The sequence below is a fragment of the Gelidibacter algens genome (genome assembly GCF_001678675.1).
Lineage (GTDB): Bacteria > Bacteroidota > Bacteroidia > Flavobacteriales > Flavobacteriaceae > Gelidibacter > Gelidibacter algens.
Genome location: NZ_LZRN01000026.1, coordinates 1 through 20,600 on the forward strand (window position 1 = coordinate 1; position 20,600 = coordinate 20,600).

The 20,600-nt window shown below is 36.4% G+C and carries 8 protein-coding genes; all 8 read right to left on the reverse strand.

Translation table 11 applies throughout. From position 1 onward, the window contains the following. Positions 1-54: 54 nt before the first annotated feature. On the reverse strand, positions 55-984 hold the full coding sequence (locus A9996_RS12260; protein ID WP_157487216.1) for a hypothetical protein: 930 nt from the start codon (positions 982-984) through the stop codon (positions 55-57). A gap of 17 nt (positions 985-1,001) precedes the next feature. Further along, on the reverse strand, positions 1,002-6,350 hold the full coding sequence (locus A9996_RS12265; protein ID WP_146608970.1) for a phage tail protein: 5,349 nt from the start codon (positions 6,348-6,350) through the stop codon (positions 1,002-1,004). A 173-nt stretch (positions 6,351-6,523) separates the two neighbouring features. Further along, a complete protein-coding gene (locus A9996_RS12270; protein WP_066435316.1) occupies positions 6,524-7,888 on the reverse strand; it encodes a PKD domain-containing protein in 1,365 nt (454 codons plus the stop codon). Between the two features lie 14 nt (positions 7,889-7,902). Beyond that, complete coding sequence (locus A9996_RS12275) at positions 7,903-9,462, reverse strand: T9SS type A sorting domain-containing protein (RefSeq protein ID WP_066435318.1); 1,560 nt, start codon at positions 9,460-9,462, stop codon at positions 7,903-7,905. A gap of 331 nt (positions 9,463-9,793) precedes the next feature. After that, on the reverse strand, positions 9,794-12,865 hold the full coding sequence (locus A9996_RS12280; protein ID WP_066435321.1) for a SprB repeat-containing protein: 3,072 nt from the start codon (positions 12,863-12,865) through the stop codon (positions 9,794-9,796). 8 nt (positions 12,866-12,873) lie between these two features. After that, a complete protein-coding gene (locus A9996_RS12285) occupies positions 12,874-14,955 on the reverse strand; it encodes a fibronectin type III domain-containing protein (protein ID WP_083993945.1) in 2,082 nt (693 codons plus the stop codon). A gap of 51 nt (positions 14,956-15,006) precedes the next feature. After that, entirely contained in the window at positions 15,007-15,450 is a 444-nt protein-coding gene (locus A9996_RS12290) for a lipocalin family protein (protein ID WP_066435322.1), read from the reverse strand. 80 nt (positions 15,451-15,530) lie between these two features. Beyond that, the gene (locus A9996_RS12295; RefSeq protein ID WP_157487217.1) at positions 15,531-20,447 is read right to left on the reverse strand and encodes a hypothetical protein; all 4,917 of its coding nucleotides are present in this window, start codon (positions 20,445-20,447) and stop codon (positions 15,531-15,533) included. Positions 20,448-20,600: the final 153 nt, after the last annotated feature.

The window sequence follows — 20,600 nt, forward strand, 5'->3', positions numbered from 1 at the left end:
TTTTATATGCGATTACATTTGAAATTGAATTAACTATTCTCATTTAGATATGTTTTAATAAATAATTTCATCAAACCATTCTGTTTTCATTTTCAGATATTCCTCGACTGTATAGTCAGTAAAATCAAAACCTTTTGATTCTCCATACTTTTTAAACTTATCCACAATCTTAGTTTCCTTAAACCAGCTTTGTTTACTCCATGCATCTATAACTTTTTTTATTGAAGCTTCTTTATTTACACCATCCACCAAACCAGGGTTTAGAAATACTTTATAATCTTCAATATTAGAAACGGTCATAAGAGAATTACCACTTTGAGTCATGAAATTGGATTCATCAATACCTTTAAAAAAATTTACCCCTGCCTTAGTTTCTACCTCTAGCTTTCTACCCTGCCAGACAATGTGAATATCTGATACACTATTTCCTATACCAAATGCTGAAACTGAAATTTCACTTTCAAAGATAACTTCATCAGCTTTACTTAAAATTTCTTTATTTTCAAGCAATCGCTGTAATTGAAGATAGGAATGGCGTTGTGTATAACTTGCTGCATTAGTAAAACCCTCACTTCCTAAATAGCTTTTTAAATTTTTAGTGTTAACGGGTAATATATTTATCAAATCATTCAGTTCGTCGCAAAATATATTAAATGCTGGTATTTCAGGTGGCCCACCCCAGCCTTTTTTCAACATACCTGCTAAGTCCCCTTTGCTAACTCCAAGTTTAATCAATTTTTCATTTTTTTGTAATTTCGTGAAGGCTTGTAAAGCTTCTACACTTGTTCTTAACTCAGTTCTTCCTGCTTTGGCAAGTTGCAGATATGAATACATACCGTCATCATTTCCTTTTATATAGTTTTTAAAAGCTTGCTTTGTTTTTGGATTAGCAAGATCTTTTGTAAGCTCAACTAACATTTCGCATTGTGCGCTAGTCGACTGTATTATAGAAAATGTAATGAGTCCTATTAAAAATCGTAACATAATATTTTTTTGTTTACTTAATCACACAATATTTCATCAAAATATTTCTTCCTGAAATTTTTCCATCCAGAAAATAATTCTGAATCGGCTTTATTCATTTCTTTTAATATATCATCACCTGCATTGGCAAAATCTTCCATAAATTTAGATTCTAGTGTGCCTAGTTTTTTTACTTTACCATTCAAAACTGGCAGGCTTTTTAATTTTTCCAATAATGAACTTGCTGAAGGTTTATATTTAAAAATATTTTTTATATAATCTGAATAACTAAATTTATCATTTAAACTAGCTTCTTTTTCTAATTTAGCAAGTAGCCTTTCAGCTTGAATTTCAGCATTTGGCATTTTTGTTAATAATCTAGGAATGTTCATCGCTAAACTTGCCATTTGTAAACTAAAACGGAAATCATCTGAGATATAATCGTTATTTAATAACTGGGCTGTAGCACTTGTAGCATTCCCGGCTATTTCTAATAAGGCAATCGTCTTATGAACACCGTTTCCTACTTTATATATGTATTTAAATTCTCCAATCCCAATAACCAAAAGCACACCATCTAGAGCAGCCCATGCAGATTTTTCAAATACTACATTAGTATTGTCATTTGACATTGCTATAAACTGAATTAATGGCATATAGGCTACCGTGCCTTTTTTGAATTCATCCTCATCAAGATATTTAAAACTTCCTGCAATGTAAACAGGAACCATTTCATTATATCCTAGTTCGCCAAAACCAGTTACTATAAAAGTTGTTTTTGAATTTGTTTTAAAACTAGTGTTTTTAAATTGGAGCACATCTTGTTCCAATTGGATCAATTCATTAGTATTTGTAATTAAATCATTATTTTTTAAAAATAGCTTTTCGGATTGAGCTGTACTGAAATGGGCACTGCTTGTAATTTGAGAAGCTGTCCAGAAGCAGAATTTTTTTAATCTCAATCCTGAGAAATTTTTATAAATATTATTGAACCCTATTTTCTCCAACTCTTTAAGAATATTACTATCATCTTCATCAAAACTTCTCAGAACTTTGAATAAAGCCTCTTCAGTGTTTTCAACGTTAACAGCTTCACGGGCTTGACATGTTATGATGTTTTCAATAATACTTACACGGGTTGCGAAATTTACTTTTTGCAGAGATGTTTTACTTTCATTTAAACGAATACGATCTAAGATATCGGTAATGTTATCACAGGTAACTGTTGTAACCCCATTCCAATAATCTTTATCGTCAGCAATTTTTTTGTCAGTATAGAGCAGAAGCTGTTCTTCGAATTTAATTAAGACAGTTTTTAAATCTTCGGGATTTTTGCTGTTAAGTAATTTTAAAACACTTTGACCTTGACTTGAATATAAAAACGTTACCCATTCAAAAAAACCAACAAGTTCTTTTTGATTGAAAATTTTACTTCCAATAAATGATCCATTTGACTGTAGACTATTAGTCATTGATTTTGGAGAAAACCAATCTGGATCACCATTTACTTCTACAGCAGTAAAGGTAATAGGTGTCGTTTTAGAAGTTTTCTCAACGCGTTTTATAGTTTGAGTGAACTGGTTAAATATAGTTTCATTTTTACTTCTAGTTTTAGCTAATAGATATATACTCTTATAATCCAATATGTTAATCAGGTTCGGACTAAATTTAAGCATCTCTATAAAAAAACTTACCTCATTTGGATTCTCTAATTTATCTTGTTTTAGATTTTTTAATAATATCGAAATTGATTCTTGTTCTCTTACATCTATTTTTGAGTATCGCTGATTAATTAGTAGATTCATGTATTTCCACTTAAATTCATCAGAAAGAGGTTTTACCATTTCTGTAACTGCTCCTATAAAATTTGAATAGTTTTTCTTATCAGTAAAAAAATAGATGGAAGCATCATCTATTTCTGAAACCAACTTTTTAAGGATTTTATTATCCTCTTTCTCCAGATATTCATAAAAGTAGATATAATCATCACTTTTAATGGCGTTCATCAAACGAAGAATGGCTACTTCAGAATATTCCTTTATTTCAGATTGTTGCGCTATAGTATTTAATAATATTTCTATCTCCGTATAAACTAAATTCCTTATGGCAGATAAGCAGGTATTGTTTACAGCTGCGGTTACTTTTTGGCCATCAGAAACTTGTAAGTTCATTCTGAGTTCTTCTGCACCATTTTTTAATTCTGCATCACTGCAATCTCTTTGGTCTCTTGCCAATAACTCTTTTATAAAGGCATTGTTACAAGAAGCGTCTCTAACATTAAGTGGCGTTAGTTTCCAATCGTTTTCTTTAAAGTTTTTGATTTTCTCTTCAATCCTTTCGTTTACATGGGTTGTTTTTTCGTCATCGCTACCCCAATTTATCAAGACATAATCATAGGTACAACCGTCACCACGAGATCTAAAAAGATTAACTTTATCTATCGTTTTTGAAGCTTTTTTAACAGTAATTTCTTTTTCACCATTTATAAACGCTTCCTTTGAAGTGACCCATGAATATATTAAACCTTCATACTTTATTTCTTCTATAGTATAGTTATTGGTGGCGATTAAAACAGATACCTTTATTTGTTTTCCGTCTAAATAAAACTCATCTATAATTTTACCACTCTTTGTTAGTGCCAAATGTGCGTTTTTATTATGTTCGGCCTCATGATCCCCATCAAACAGCCCAATCCGTAGTTTAGGATTATGTATTTCTTTCCAATGCTCATACGGTATGTGTTCCCCATTAGCATAATCCATAAGCCAATCGGTACTCACTTCTTTAAAACCATAACTATGTGTAGAAAATGGGTGTTTTAGTTGGAACGCACCATGCCCAAGTTCGTGGGCAGAAATCCCCCCAGCCCCCGAAGGGGTAGCATTGCCAGTATAAATATATCCAAACTGCTTGCCTAGTGGCATCAAACCTTTCTGACCTGTAGTGGACGGTTTTTTATCGGTGAGTATTAAATAATACGCCGTTGTATTATAATCTGATCTGGATTTAATTTTACTGTTTATGGCTTGCTGTTGTGGCGTATAATTTGCTAAAAAACCACTTTCGCCGCTGTCAATAGTACCAGTAGATGCCAGCTCATTTAAGTCTTTCTCGAAATCGTTAATTTCGGTAATGCTCAGGTTTACCATGGCCCGCTTATAAATGGTTATAAGCTTATTTTTTACCTCTTGGATATTTACATTCTTAGCCGTGTTTACCAATACAACATTTACATCTTTAGATGTGGCTTGGTACTGTATAAAGGCGCCCGCTATTTTATAGGTATTGCCCTGCTTTATTACAGCTTGCGTTTCCACATTGGCATCCGTGGCCAAGCCTGTAAGTTTTAGGGTGTAGCTGGTAATTTTGTTGGTTCCCGTGCTATCCACTTTTGCAATCGCAACACCATCTTTAGTTTTAAAAACAATATCCTGAGGCCGTATGCTATCATTACTAATATTTAAGTTGGCAACAATATAATCGGTCTGCCCTTGTGCTACAGATTTGTATGGGATGTAATAATTGCTTCCCAGTTTTTTGTACAAACTTTTAGTTTCAGGATAGCTCGGGTTATAGGCGTCAAAACCGTACACAGAGTTCGGTGCTTGAGTAAAGGTTACCTCTAGGCCTTGAGCACTTATGGTTGTGGCTTCCCCTTTTTTATTTACACCATTGGTGTTTTGGACTGTTGAAGAGCCACCTGCTGCTTGTTCCCCGATTGGAGTTATAGTTCCTTTTTCATCAACATGATACTTTTTAGGAGGGCTGGCAGCTATTGGTGGTGTACCGTTAGGATCTCCGGGATGCCCGCTATCAGTTATTATATAATCTTCACCCCCTGCATATTCAACAATAGGTGATCCGCCTACGCCTACCACTAAAATATCCCCATTGGGATCGATAATAATTTCTCCTATTGGAAAATTAACCGCTCTTGTGTTTTGTTGCCCGGGATTACCATTAAATAGATCGTCAACATCGGCTACACCACCCCAGGCACGATCATAAGTCGTTTTAATAATCCCATCAAAAAGCTGGTAATCTGTATTTATTCTTATCCCACTAAAGGTTACTGCTATTTTAGTGTCTGCTAAATAAGGTACTACGATATAGCCTTTACCACTAAAAATACCGTTGCCACCTTCAATTTCTTTTACGGTTACAGGAAAGTCCCCCGCTGTAAAGGTTTCGTTAACGCCAATGTTTACTAAAGGCTTGGAATTCGTTATTTTCATCTCTGGTACAATGCCACAACTATAGCTTACAGACTCATCGGCCGTAGGTGTTGTAAACTGATTGATGCTGCTATAACTATAGACTTGGTCAAAATCAATGAGCGCATTGCACGTACCACCCACCCTGAAATTATAGGTGACCCCTGCTTGTAAGTTTGATATTTGTGCTTGGTTTCCGTAGGAGTAGACTTCAAACCACTCAGCATTGGATACATCAGCACGTTTATACTGGATGTGGTATTTTTTGTGGTCGGGATTTGTTTGCCAGTTTATTTTTACAATGCCTTTATTCAATGGCTCGGCTAAAACAAAGCTTGGTGGATAGCAGGTATTGGTATAGGTAAAATGAAATATTTCGCTATAGCCATTGTTTTTAAATACAGAATTCTCACTAATTCCTGTAGTGGATTTTGCTCGTACACGCCAAGCATAGGTATGGCCTGGCAAAAGTGTAGGCTTGCTTATTGTATATAATAAAGTAGTGGCATAAGTGGTTTCCGTATAATAATTGGGTGAGGCCATAAAACCTGCCTGTGGATTTATTTGACGGTCCCAAAGCTCTCTCAGCTCAAATTCATAGCTGACATTAGTCGCGTTGGCATGTCGCGGTGTCCACTGAAAGATAATGTTTGTTGGTTGTATATCGGTAAGCTGATCGCCCCGATTGGGCAGATTAAGAAATGGTGGGTCATTGAGCAATAAAAAAATGGTATCACAACCCATATTTGGGCTAGAAATCAGTTGTCCTGTTAAAAAATCATAGACTTCCCAACAAAACTTATAGGTACCATCGGGCAGCGGCCGGTTGTATTGTTGCGGACTGATCCCTAAGAAATTGTTCAGCTCAAAATAGGGCGCCAGATCAATATTGGTAAGCTGTTGCTGCATCCCTCCATTTAGAAAAATCTGTGGAGCACCTTGTACAAAATCGGTAGATTGGATGTTAAGACCATGCCCTTTGATTTTTAGTTTTAAACGCACCTGACGGTTGTTGATATTTACGTCCGTCATGGTTAGATAAAGACGCAGCTTTACACTTGATGCTGTTGCGTAACTGTTGAGTTGCGTGTTATAAGGTGGAATGATGGATTGGTTGACCTGAACTGGGTATAGTTGGGCATGCGCGACTGGTACACTAGCTGTGAGCAACATGAACAAAATTATAAGTCTCGAGGTGTTAGCTTGACCCCTTTTGCTACCAAATGTAATCAGTTGATTAGCAACAGTACGCTGTAACTTAAACATTATATGTTGAAAAAATTGTTTCATCTTGTGTATTTTCTAAATGTAATCGCCAACTCATTTTAAAGTTTGCCGACATATCGTTACTCTTTCTGTACTTTTATATCGCAAATAATATAGGAACTTGCACCTTCATTGACATAAGTTTTTATTTTAATAGCCCCTTTACGCCCATCATGCGTTTCAAAAAGAACGATTCTAGGCACAACGCTATTATCAAATGGAAGTAACCCATTAGAGGTTTCTGTAATAGTTAAAGCCTTTAAAAGCCCATCAGAAGTCATACCATCAAACTGAGCAGCGCTTAAACTAGCTGAACAACCACATATTTCCTGTGAGTTGATAAACTTGGTATGCGTAGCATTTGGAATCGCGATAAACCCATTGGAATCTACGGCATCGGGTGCTATAAATTTGTTAAAATCAAAACTGCTGTTCAATCCAAAAAAGCAAATATCGATCTCTTCACCATTCGCATCAGTAACCTCATCGGCAGTAAGTACCTTTCTTAATTTGGTAGAAAAAAAAGCCCCTCTCGCATTTGTGTTATGCGAATTATTAATGGCCAGTTCAATATCTTTAAACATTCTGATATTTGTATTAGGATGAATGGTAATTTTCTTAGTCGCGGTATGCGTGCGCTTCCCATTATCCGCCTTTAAAGTAACCATATAGGTTCCTGGATCATTGAAAGTAGTCTTGGGGGTTTCATTAGTAGCGCTTGCCGATGTTCCTCCCTCAAACGTCCACTGATAAGAGGTCGCGTTTATCGAACTATTTATCAACGTAATAGTTACAGGTGCTTGATAGTCATCGTCAAAAGGATCAACTTCCCAATCGAAGATGGCTTCAATATCTGGTGTAACGGTAATTGTTTTATGATCTGAAAACGACTCAAAACCATTAGATACTTTCAACGTAATTATATGATCTCCTGGTGTTACAAAGATTATATTTCCAGGATGCTGATCTGTTGAAGTGGCAGGAATACCGCCTTCAAATGTCCAGAGATAAGATAAATCTTCACCCTCTGTATTATTTGTTAATACAACTTCAACAGGCGGATAACTACTCGCTATAATTTGCGTAGAAAAATTAATGGAAATGCCATCAACTATGGTGATTGTTTTTTCAAAAGTGTCGGTGCTGCCATCCCTGTTTGATGCTGTTAATTGGAGGGTATACGTGCCCGCAACATTGTACACCACTGAACCTGGGTTCTCACTAGTAGCGCTAGAAGGCTGTGCACCTTCAAATGTCCATGCATAGCTATCTGCACCTATACTTTGATTGGTAATAGCAATTTGAACGGGAACAGATTCATCTGAATTCACAAAAGCAGTGCTGAAATTGGCCGTAACAGGTAGCGCTGTTTCTTTATAGCATCCCGTAAGCAAGATCACTAAAAGTAAGATCACACTACTTATTTTATATAATGATTTAGTCATCGATACACGTTATCCTATTGAACAATTAAACGTTTTATTTGGGTCTCTTTTGCGGTTTCTAAAACCACAAAATACATTCCCGAGGACAAATTTAACTTTACTGGTATGTTATATTCTTTTGCTGTTTGAAGACTCGGTTGTTCGAAAACAAAACCACCTTGAACATCAAAGACGCGTACCCCTATTGGGCTTGAATCAGCAAGGATAATATGCATTTCAAATTGGCCTGCATTGGGATTAGGTGTTATTGTAAACGCTTCTATAAAAGGATTTTTTGAATCACCGGGGTTCGGTAAACCACGATTCTCTTCAACTACAATATTTTTATAGAGTTCTTGAATACAGTCCCCTTGAGTAGAAATCAACCCAATTTTATAGGTTTTAGCTTCGGGAAAACTTAAGATGATGGATGTATGCGCCGTATCTATTATGGTCACCCCCTCTGGAATAATCCATTCTGAAGTATTGCCTAAAGGGCTGCTAACATTTAACATTATGACTTCTTGCTGTACATAAGCTTGTGAAGACAACAAAAACTCCGAATCAATTTCTGTATCACTATAAGCAATAACAATAGTATCAGTCGCTGTACAACCTAAGGACGACGTTGCCGTTACTTGATAGCTGCCTGGCTGCGTCACCGTAACGTTTGGTGTTGTTGCACTAAATCCATTATCTGACGTCCATAGATACAAGGCATCAGGGTCTGAAACACGTCCATCTAACTCATGGCTTTGGTTTTTGCAAAGTGTCCAGTCTTCACCTAAATTGATGCTCATTTTTTCGGGATCCTGTAGCAAAATCTCTTTAAAAGCTCGACAACCGTTGCTGTCTGTTAATGAAAAAACATAACGTCCCTCAGTCAGATTTTGAATAGTGGTCGTGTTTGCTCCTGTATCCCATGAATAGGTATATGGCGCTACGCCTCCTGATAATGCCAGTTTAATTTTGCCATCATCGCCTTGAAAACATGTTGGAAGTATTTTTTCAATAACATCAATAACTATTCCTCCTGGTTGATTTATAGTGATATTTCCTGAGAACATGCACCCACGAGCGTCCGTCACATATACCACATGGTTTCCTGCGATTAAGTTAGTTGCAGTTGCTGTAATATTACCATTGGACCAGGCAATATCAAAAGGTGGAACTCCTCCTGATATTGATACGGTGGCCGTTGCGTCGTTACCTGCGCCACAAGAAATTTCAGTGGTTGTTAAAGCGACTTCTAAGAGTTCTGGTTCTTGGAAATAGAAAACTTCATCAGTAGGCTGCAAAAGGTTTAAACTTTCATATACACCAATGACTACCCCACGACTGTCTTCAACATTCAAAGCATAAGTTCCATCAGATAAGTTTTGGGCATTATCTGAGTTTTGGTTTAGATCATCAAATATTCCGCTGCTGTTTTCTTTTTTCCAATAATAAATATAAGGTTGCCCTGTGCTAAATGGCAAACCGCCAGTAACCACAACATGCAATGCACCATCAGAAAAAGCGTTATTAAATGTATTATTTCCATGGCAAGAGATCGGCGTAAGCACACTAATAATCGCTTCAATAGGATCATACATAATAAATTCATCGTCTAAAGATGTACAATTATCACCTGTAGTGGCCAGCGGAAAATTCGCATCTTCAATAGTGAGATAATAACTACCTTTTGATAGATTATTTAAACGTATTTGAAAAACACCATTTTTAAAACTGGTTGTTGTTTGTACATTTGAAATAGTTCCATTTGCATCTTGCCAATAGTAAGTATAACTCCCATCAGATAAAGCGGTGCCTCCATTGATTTGAGCTTCTATCCATCCGTCAGATGCTCCTTTTATACTTGGTGTAGAAAAGGCGGTGTAGGCAATACTTACGGGGGCAGTAGGTTGATCAATACTTACGCTGCCTTCAACTTGACACCCCCCGACTATCCATAATGGTTACATTATAAACACCTTGGTTTAAGTATGAGATTCTTTCAGAAGTTTCTTCACTACTCCATACAATATTATAAGGAGGTGTACCGCCTGTAATGATCGTTTTTGCCCATCCATCACTTCCATTGTAACAATATACATCTTGCTTTTCGATGGTAAGTTCTAATAACGGTGGCTCTTCAAAAACGTAGGTCGTATCGGTTGGTGTGATCAACACATTGTTATGATAAATCCCTAAAACAATACCATTGGCATCTTTTATGTTTACCGCATAATTTCCTGCATCTAAATTAGTGGCTATATCAGTTATTTGACCGGTTAATTCGGTCCAAACACCTGGAGTCATTTCTTTTTTCCAAGTATAATAGTATGGCATTCCTTTATTGTCAGTAGGTTGTAACTTCACACCGCCATCTGCAATGATCCTCAAAGCACCATCACTGGACTGAGTACCGTAAGCATTCGTGCTATGACATGAAATAGGTTTATGTTCTTGTATCTCGACGGTCAATGGCTTAGGATCATGTAATGTGTAAGGACTATTAGAAATTGTACACTTCGGAGAATCAATAGCCAGTGGATAATTGCCGTCTTCAATAGTGAGATCATATACACCCGCTGCTAAACCATTCAATTTTATGACATAACTGTTTGAGTAAATCGTTTGGGTCACTTGTGCATTTAAATTATTACCATTGGCATCTTTCCAAATATAAGTGTAAGTCCCACTGTTTAATGGCGTACCACCCGTAACTGTCGCTTCTATCCAACCATTAGTTGCTCCTGTATAAGTAGGTGCAAAAAATGCGGTATAATTAATCACTAAAGGAAAGGCTGGTTGATCGATAGTAATGCTTGCCTGAGCTCTACAGTCGTTTTTATCAGTCACGATAATGGTATAAGTTCCTGCAACCAACGTATCAATAGCTTCTGTCTGTGCTCCTGTATTCCATTTTATCGTATATCCTCCAGAATCAAACGGGGTACCCCCAATTATGGTGGCGTGGATACTACCATCCTTTCCTCCGTGACAGAAAACATCCACTTTGTTAAAGGTAATTTGTAATAAATCTGGTTGTGTGAGTGTCATTAAGACATCAACTGGTGTTACCACATTATTGATTGCGGTTCCTACGGTAATCCCATTGGCATCTATAATATTTACAGCATAATCTCCCGCATCTCGGTTAGACAGCACATTGCTGTCTGCGCCAATTATTTCTTGATAAACACCATTGGCATCCTTCTTTTTCCATTTGTAATAATAAGGCAAACCTTTATTATCTGTAGGTTTTAAAGGAACTCCTCCGGTGCCTATTGCTGTTAATTCACCATCGCTTGAATCGTCACCAAAAATATTGGTGTTATTACACGAAATAGCATTGGTTTCGCTAATTGAAACGCTAAGTTGAGGTGGTTGACCTAAAGTAAAAGGCTGATTTGTAACGGTACAACCATACTTGTCTGTAACTGTTAATTTATAATTCCCGCCTTTGGCATTTTGTAAAATGATATACCAATCATCTGGAGCATCATAAGCATAATTAAAGTCTGTCCAATTTACCCAAGAAGCTGTTAAGTCATCAAAATATTCCCATGTAAAGTTATAAGTGTCATTTGGTAACTTTGTCCCTCCGTTAATTTTGGCCGTAATCGTTCCATTTGAGAAACCGTAGGCTGTAGGTTCTTTAATACCTCCATCTTCCAATGTGGAAAATTCTACACTCAAGGCGGCATCGGGTTGTGTAATTTCTCTAGATTCTTCTAATGTCCCCTCTGGACCTATAATCTTCCCATTACCGTCTCTGAGAATTTTCTGGGCAAGACAGCCGTTGGTATCTTTTATATTTATGGTGTACCATCCCTGCGGTAAACCTGTTTCTATATGAGTTTTACCATTTGTAAAGGCTTGAGGAGTGCTATCGTTAATTTGATAGGTGTAACTCCCATTGCCTCCAGTTGCGCTAATTGTAATTGTACCGTCGCTCCCTCCATTACAATTAACATTTGTGGTTTCAACTGTGAATTCTACGGGTGGTTGGTCTTCTATTGTGAAAGACGTTTTGTGCGATGATGATTCAATATATGTGTTAAAGCCATTAAAAAAACCAGCAACTGCAACTGGATAAATCCCTGGCTTAAGATTTTCAATTAATATAGATTGGTTTGAGTCAAAATCAGAAGCAACTAGATTTACGAATTTACCAGATGGAAAATTATTATTTGAACTTGTTATACTCAGTACTTCTCCCTGTTTTAAAACCCGACTAAAAGAAAGTCTCACTGAGCCATCTCCCTTATCGTAACATGATGTAGGGTTCGGATTTGGCGATAAAAAATGAGGTGCAGAGATTAAAAACCTGTAAGGCACGGAATTGGAATAATTACATCCTGTATTAACTCTAAAATAAATTATTTTACCATGATAAGACTTATCTAAGAATTGACCACCAAGAATTTCGACGTTGCGACGGTTTTGATTTACACTTGGAATTGGACGATAGTTTGCACCATTATTAATGGAATATTCCCAATTATAAACCGAAGAAAGAAATCCGCTGGATGCAGTTAGCGTTAGAACCTCATCTTCAGGAAAATTATTGTCCGCACCTGGCTCAGGTATTTTGATAATGGGGCGTGAAGAATAATCAAAATTTATACGATCATTTTGAAAACCGCTATGGCGATAAGTATAGCGTTGCTCAGTAATACATCCACTATTCAAAGGTAGAGTGTGATTCCAATCAGCATCACCAACATCTGAAAAATTAACAAATCCCGTTACTTTAAAATTAATTGGTCTTTTATTTCTTGACAAGTTTAAATTTACAGGACCTTGGTATGTGTCATCTCCTATTGACTTGGAATAAATTTCCTCCGAAGTGTTATCTGAATAATACAAACGAATGGTCATGTTAGAGCTTGATTTGTTTTTTACATTTCTATCAACTTTATACCAAAAATTTAATTTTATCTCATAAGTTTGACTGTATAAAATTTGTGCAAAAAATAACATTACTATGAGCAGGGTCTTATTTTTCATAACTTAACTTAAAATTTAATTTCTACTTCTTTAACCATTGAAAACTTTCCATTGGTTAATGTCGAACGCAGGTAATACGTGTAGGTCTGATTAGGGTGGATATCCTTATCAATAAACCGCTTAACAGTAGCGGGAACAATTCGCCAAGTGGTGGGATCAGCATCGTTAATTTGTTTATAAATGGTATACTCCATTATGTTACGATCATCTGCTCGCCAAAAGAGTTCTATATAATTATCCTGTCTGTAAACATTGAAATTTAATTCTTTGATAAGCTTAGGCGGTGTTAAGTCAATGACATTCACTGTCAATGGCATAGATGGTAAAGATTCTAAACCACTTTTATCAATTGCTTTTATAGCATATTTATAGGTTTTATCCGCTTCAATCTTTTTGTCGACAAAGTGTTGTATGGTATCGGTAACTTTATAGATTTCTTGCCATTCCTTATGATCAGTCATATTTTTTCTACTCAGAATATGTGTCGCATTTTCTTCAGAAGAATTTATCCAAAATAACCTCACCTCCCCCTTTTCAACTTTATACTTTGAGAATACAGGCGCTGTTGGTGGAATAACATCAGGTTTTTCAAGGATAAGTACTTCTGACTTTTCAGAATGGTTAAAACGTCTATCGACAGCAACTACTTGGTAATACACTTTTGAATTTAAATTTTTAACTTCAACGGTATCCGTAAATTTATTAGTTTCAAGAGGTGAAACGGTTAATTGTGAGGGTTCTTCATTTTTTGTAAATCCTCTAAAAATACGATAGCCAAGCATGTCCTTTTCAACATTGGCTTTCCATTTAATATTAACAATACCCAAGCTGTCAATGCTGCCCTTTAACTCTAGAGGAACTGCAGGAGGTAGAGAATCTATAGGTTGAATGAGTTTGCTAAAAGATGTTTTCTTCTGTCCAGGAGTTTTTCCTACTGCAGTGATAGTAAAATAATTTGACGGTGCTAATTCCGAAAACGTAACGTGACGTTGATTTGCAGGAATATCGACGACAACCACTTTATAAGGTCCTGAATCTTTTTCGGCATGATTGAGTTGGAACTTCTCAGTAAGGACTTCAGCTTCTTTAGGAAATTCCCAAATAATTTCTGCTTCATATTCATTTTTGGTGAACTTAAAATCGATAATATGCGGGGTAAAAGGCAATATAGGTTGTCCTTGTCCTGAAACGACAACGGAATAGGCTCCTTTTTCTCCAAAAGGAGAGATTCCATTGACCCTGTAGTAGTAGGTTTTATTATTTTGAGCTAACGAATCTATATAATACATACGCTTTGCAGGGGCTTCGGGCCTGTCGTTCAAATTAATAAGAGCTTCATTGCTTAATGAGGTAAAGGTTTTATTGTCTTCTGAGCGTTCAAGATTATAGGAAGTATAAATACTTTTAAAGAGTTGGTACTCCCATGTGATCATGACGCTTTTATCGCTAAAAATACCTTGTAAATCAATAGGTGCTGGTAAGATTTCATAATCACTTAAGCCCACTAGAGTTGTAGAACTTTTTAAAGCCAATTGTTCTTGTGGTAGTGCCGATTTTATTTTATACGCATATTTCTCATTCGGTTTAATATCATTATCGGTATAACCCCATCCTGCCTTTGTGGCGGCTTCAAAATTCATATCAGCAGCTAATAGGGCAAACGAAAAGCGTTGTTCGTTTTCTTGAACTAAGTTCACAATATCCGCCAATTGTCCTTCACTACCTTCTATTAAAAAGCTTTCACCATAGATAGCTTGAGCAATAATGGCCGCATAATTGTCTTTTTCCACAATGTCTTGCCAAGTCTCCAAGGCATCTGCTTTAATGGGTTTAGACCACACTATTTGAGGTTCTGGCAGACGATTTCCATCTGTTGAAAATAAATATTTTTCTAATATGAAGCCACTCACATTAGTTTTTTGCCAAGCAACAGCATCAGTTACAGCCCAACGTAAAAGGATCTTATTTTCCTGTACCCGAGAAAGAATCTTTATACTTGCCAAGCTGTCCTGAATGTTGTTTTGAGACCAGCATACGGAGTACACAAGCAAAAAAGACAAAAGGGTGACATAGCGTCTGTTTGTTTTCAAATGAATTAAAATTTTTGAATACAGGCGCGTTTCAACACGCCTGTGTTTTTATTATTGCCTTTTGTACATAACAGTTAGTAGATATCTATTTGTTTCATCCTCCTCGGTATATTCAAGGATTAGTTCATTTTCATTTAACGTAGACCCAACCTCTTCAACTTCAGTTTCTCCTTCATGAGAAATAAAAATAGTTTTGCCTTTTACTGTGTAAGTTGCCAATTCTGATAAGGATTCATTTTTACTCTCTTCAAAAATGGTTAAATTTCCATTAGACGTAAAGGTCAGTATTTCAAAATTTTTGTCATCAACAGTAATCTCTTTCATACTTTCGCGCACATTGCCCACAAAAGTTTCTTCTATTGCTGAAATACTTTTCCATGCCCCAACTATAGATGCTTCTTGATTGTCGTCATCGTTACTGCAAGATGTAAGTAAGCCTCCGACCACTACAAATGCGGCTAGAATGATTGTTTTTGTTGTTTTGATTTTGTTCATTTCTTAAAATTTAAATTTGTTTTTATTGTGAGATTTGTTTTTCATACCCTAAAAGCTCTCACGTTTACTTTTAAGGTAAATTATCTAAATTTATTTGGGTTTTTAAATTTATAGGTTGTACTCGTCCCATTAATATCGCCCGGAAGATTATAGCTCAACGTGGTTTTATAAAAGCCATAACGCATAAATACATAATCGGCATCTAAGAAATTAAGTATCGCACTTCCGCGAGGTAGGAGACCATCTATTTGGTCGTTTACGATTTGCGAATGCATATCTACCCAATCTTCCTTATAGACTAATCCTAAGTTATAATGGAAAGGAAATGTAGTTCTAAGCATCTGCTCATTAACCCCGTACTCCAGATTGGTTAAATATTCAGATACTATGGGCAATGCATATTTAGGAGGGGTCCCAAGCGTTTGGCCATCTCTATTATCAAACTGATATTTACCGCCTAATGGATATTTTGAATATAAAGGTGGATTCATGTCTGATATAAAATAGGCATCATCTAAAGTAGCCTCAACACTTATTAGAGGCACATTATTTGTGTAGCCAGAACCTAAAAGCTCCGCTGAATCAAAAGGTTCATGATCCGTAATTGTATTGGTTAAATAAATCACATCAGAATAAATAACTCCCCAATTATAATTTTGGGTGCTGATAGAGTTTATTTTCTGTTTTAAGGTTTTATATTTTGAAGACCCGAATTTGTAGGCTAAACGCTCAATTTCTCCATTTTTACTGATGTGGTCAGCTTTGTTTTGTTTGATATTGACTTCTTCTTTTTCTATTCCTCGTGCATAAGAACCTCCACCGTCATTATTTTTTTCTTTTTTATTTTTAGATGAATTAGCATGTGTTGATGTAGAAGCCCCTTTCGGTTTACTTGCTATTAACATGGTGTAACTTGATTGTTGGGATACATTAGGAATGGCATAGGTTAACCTATTTTCTGTAGTGTTGTATTTGAAATCAATAGGTTCAGAAGATGTATCATTCATTTTAGAATATCTAATAAAACTCTCCCATGCTTTATCATCAAACAAATAATCCTGTCCACGCTTTAATTGGATATAACCTGTATTAGATTCATCTTCCATAAAATACTTTTGATCAACCACTGGGTAAGCATACGTTATATTATGCAACGGAATGTAGTCTGGTGCACCGCCTGTGGTAAAGGTGCGTTCTTCTGTTTCTTTTGCAGGTTTGCCATCAACCATAATTGGTTGAAAAACACCATTCACTTTTTCCTTGAAACTCACTTCCACCCTAACTGTTAATTTTTCATTAGGGGACAAAATGTCTGAGGACACTAAATTAACGCGATCATTGCTGGCTGACCATTCTAGTTTGCCCGGTATTTCCTTTCCGTTATGTAAAAGCACAAATTTATCCAAATCGATACGGTAAGTTTTGTCACCATCATCTTCAGGAATAATAAGTGCTTGACCAACTTTCATGTTAAAAGTGGCTTGTGGGATGGTAAACACATCAATAGTATCGCTACCATTGCTAGGGGTTAAATCAGCAATCATTTTTAAACCACCTAAAGGCGATGCGTTTTCAAATTCACACTCTTCTCCAATGGTAATTTTAAATCTAAACTTACCTTTAACTAAACCTCCTAAGACATTAAAATTACCACCAACATAACCTCGCATCCAAATAGGATTGGGTGCTTTTGCCTGTAACAAGACGGCTGCACCTCCCTTAATAATCGGGATTTTCTTTTTAATAAAAAATAGCTTGACCTGAATCCCTAACTCCCCTTGCAAATAAGCATATGCTTGCCCATTGGCATACCAACCATTAATACCAACTTGGTCTCCAGTATTAGAACATTGAACATCACCATAATCCCTTAGCATAATGTCAAAACCTGCACCTGCTTTAAAGTTTGCGTAAAAAATAAGGAAACGCAGATCTCCCGTATCAACTTTGAAGTCGGTTCCAAAAGCAAAACCTCTACCACTTTTTAAAGCGTTTTGATCACGCATATAGTTCAATTCATTGGCATCAACTCCTAAAATATCAGCAACTTCTATGGGCGGAGGTGGAGAATCAGGCAATACTGAACCTATCATAAAGTAGCCACCTGTTTCAACTTTTAATGGGCCGACCCCAATTTTTAAATTCATTCTATGCTCAGGAGTGCCTATATAAAAATACCATTTTTCTGGAGCGATGTGGATAACTGCTTTCCCACCGCCGTGCACAAAACCGCCTGGAACAGAAACGGAAACATCCAATTCTCCATGCAGTTCATCATTTTGGAAGTCCATTGTAATTCCCAGCATCCCACTAATAGTCATAAGTTCGGGATCTACCTTTGGAAACTCGTTTTTAGATTTATCTAATAAATTCCTGCCCGCCCAAGACTGTTCTTCTTCAGATTTTGTTTTGCCTAAAAAATTTTGTGCTTTGTCGGTTTCATTTTTTATTTTTTCATACAAGTCAGAGATTTTACCCATGCCAGGAACTTTAACATTCATTATCGCTCCTTGTCCGTACAATGACAATTGATTAAGACCTCCTTTCGTGTTAAAGAGTATTTCAAAACCAGCACCACCTTTTAAAACAGCGTCATCAACTGCGTTGAGTAAAACCATTGCTTTGACTCCCAATCCAGAATTTTTATCAGGCGCATATGTGAACGCCCCCCCATTTATAGCAGATCCAAAATCCTGTCTTCTCATTTTATAGGATGCGCCCCCCGCAAAACCTGATAGGTTAATGCCACTTCCTGTACCGGGAGGAAAATCTACAAGTCCATCTACCATCCAATATCTGAAATCCGATTTTCCAAAAATAGCATTCACTTCAAGCTTTCCTATCTTTTTAAATTCTGCACCAAGTGTTGCTTGAAAACCATTCCCATAAACGGGATCATTATTCATTAGGAGAAGACTTCCCCATATTTGAAATCCTCCTAAATCAGCATTAATAGCTATTGCGTCAAGTTCAATCCCGTCGAGCTTGAATTTTTGTCTATAGTTTTCTTCTTCAAACTTACCTATAATCGCTAAACTAGTTTTAGCGGCAAACCCATTGTTCTCTCCCATTAAATTAATAGCAAGATCAAAATACAAGTTGGCATTGGTTTCGTTTGAAGTAATTCCTATTCTGGAAATAGATACAGGGAATCCACCTAGAGTTGCTTCATCTTCATAACCCATATAACCGACTTTGAAAATAGGGGATTCCGTTTGTAATACTAAGTTTTGAAACTCAATCCCTTTAAAGTCTATAAACTGTTTTTTAGGATTGCCGTTTTCATCAATTTCTGTTATTTCAATTTCCTCGTCTTCATCTTCGAGGCTTTTTATCTGGTTAGCAGTAATTGCCAAGCGTCCGTGGAGCGTGGCCTTCGGCTTAAATTCCCCTTCTCTAACAGCCAACTCAATCGAACTATTGGGAAACAACTGGCCTTTTCCTTTCCAGAGATTAAAATCAATGATGGAATCAGTGCTCACATGCAGCAAATACTCATCAGGTAAGATAAGTCCTGAATACCGTAAGCCAATTCTCTCTGGACTGCTATTTGTAGTTTTTTTATTTTCTGAAACAGGAAGTAATATGCGCCCATCAATCCTCGCACCAATCAAATTATTAGCAGCTAAAGTCACTTCAATATGATCAAGGGAATACATCCAGGCTTTATTGTCATTTGTTCTACCTTGTTCAAGAGTAAAAACATTGTCCCCATAAAAAGTACCTGAAACCCCATAATTATCAATAATTAAATGGTGAGCACCAAAGGCAACCCGTTCATTAGAGCCTTTACTTATAGTTTCAGAAGTCTTGAACTCTGTTGGCATTTTCACCTCTACAGTGTTTACATACACACCGCGCCACGAACGCTCATTCGGTAGCAGCAACCCATTTTCATGGTAATAAACAGGAAACACTGCAGCCGGATCATTGCGTATGTCACTAAAATCCAAAACCGCATGGTTGACAAAAAACTGAAAATTACCATAATAGTCCTTATTATTTCTCTTTTTGGCCAAAACAAAAGGTTGCAAGTCAATATCAACCAACAGATCATTCCAACTAGAAGCGACTACATAAAATTCACCTTTGACCCTATAAGGGACTTGTATCGTTTGCGAGCCACTCTCTGTTTCAATGATTTCATTGACCAATGTTTTAGATTCATTAACCTCACCGTTGGATTCTATGGGTATAATAAGTTCTCGTGAAAACTCAACAATCCCGTTGACGCCCAACTCCTTAACTCCATCACAATTAATAGTTACATAAGTCCTGTTTTGAACATTTCCTGTTTTATAATCAAAACCACCTTTTAGAGATAACATCCATTTTCCTGCGTTGAAAGGAATATGCACGTCTCCTAGCAGCACTAAATTAGCGTCACCAACAATACCGCCTTGATGGGACAGTTTAACGTTGTTAGCACCGAAAAATAACTCTATAAGAGTGCCGTTGTTATCGGTTTGAGGCAAACGTACTCTGGCAAAAACAGTAAGCTCTGTATAATCCTTATTGAAGGTTGCATTTGTTATCCCTATGGCATACTCTACATTGTCATTATTACCGCCTTTGTTTGTATGTTTTATGCCAATAGGAAGTTCTTGAATGTCCTCATTGGTAAATTTGTCAATCCACGAATCACTCGCCTCTATAGCTTTAAAAGAACTAGCTGCTAAGTCGCGATTTTTTACAACAGAATCAGAAACGGGATATGTTGTCTCTAAAATTTCCCATGAAAACCCTGACGAGTTATTTTGCAAATAGGGAACCGCAGAAATGTATGAACTGTTTAAACTGGGATTATGTGCTTTGTATCCTTTGTTGAGTTCGTTTGTGCCCTCTTCATATGTTAAAGCCTTTTTATTTGAAGTGTGATAAAAAAACTTGGGTGAATTCGTTTTTACAATACTGGAGAAAGACGATCCTTTTTCAAGTGCATCCTTATAGTTTATAGTGGACGATGCTGTTAGCAAAAGTGTATATACAGACAACACACAAAAAACCGTAGTTTTTTTTATTCATAACATTTTATTAAGTAGTAGAAAATGGGGTTTTCTTAACACAAATTAACAATTAAAACCTTACATAGCCTAATTATACTTTTGGACTTATTTAATTCACCACTGCAACAATCGTTTTTAATTTAA

What these genes read in the sequence shown, in the direction of transcription:
- A9996_RS12260 (WP_157487216.1), bottom strand. Translation starts at nt 984, where the DNA reads ATGTTACGATTTTTAATAGGACTCATTACATTTTCTATAATACAGTCG.
- A9996_RS12265 (WP_146608970.1), bottom strand. Translation starts at nt 6,350, where the DNA reads ATGTTGCTCACAGCTAGTGTACCAGTCGCGCATGCCCAACTATACCCA.
- A9996_RS12270 (WP_066435316.1), bottom strand. Translation starts at nt 7,888, where the DNA reads ATGACTAAATCATTATATAAAATAAGTAGTGTGATCTTACTTTTAGTG.
- A9996_RS12275 (WP_066435318.1), bottom strand. Translation starts at nt 9,462, where the DNA reads ATGTATGATCCTATTGAAGCGATTATTAGTGTGCTTACGCCGATCTCT.
- A9996_RS12280 (WP_066435321.1), bottom strand. Translation starts at nt 12,865, where the DNA reads ATGAAAAATAAGACCCTGCTCATAGTAATGTTATTTTTTGCACAAATT.
- A9996_RS12290 (WP_066435322.1), bottom strand. Translation starts at nt 15,450, where the DNA reads ATGAACAAAATCAAAACAACAAAAACAATCATTCTAGCCGCATTTGTA.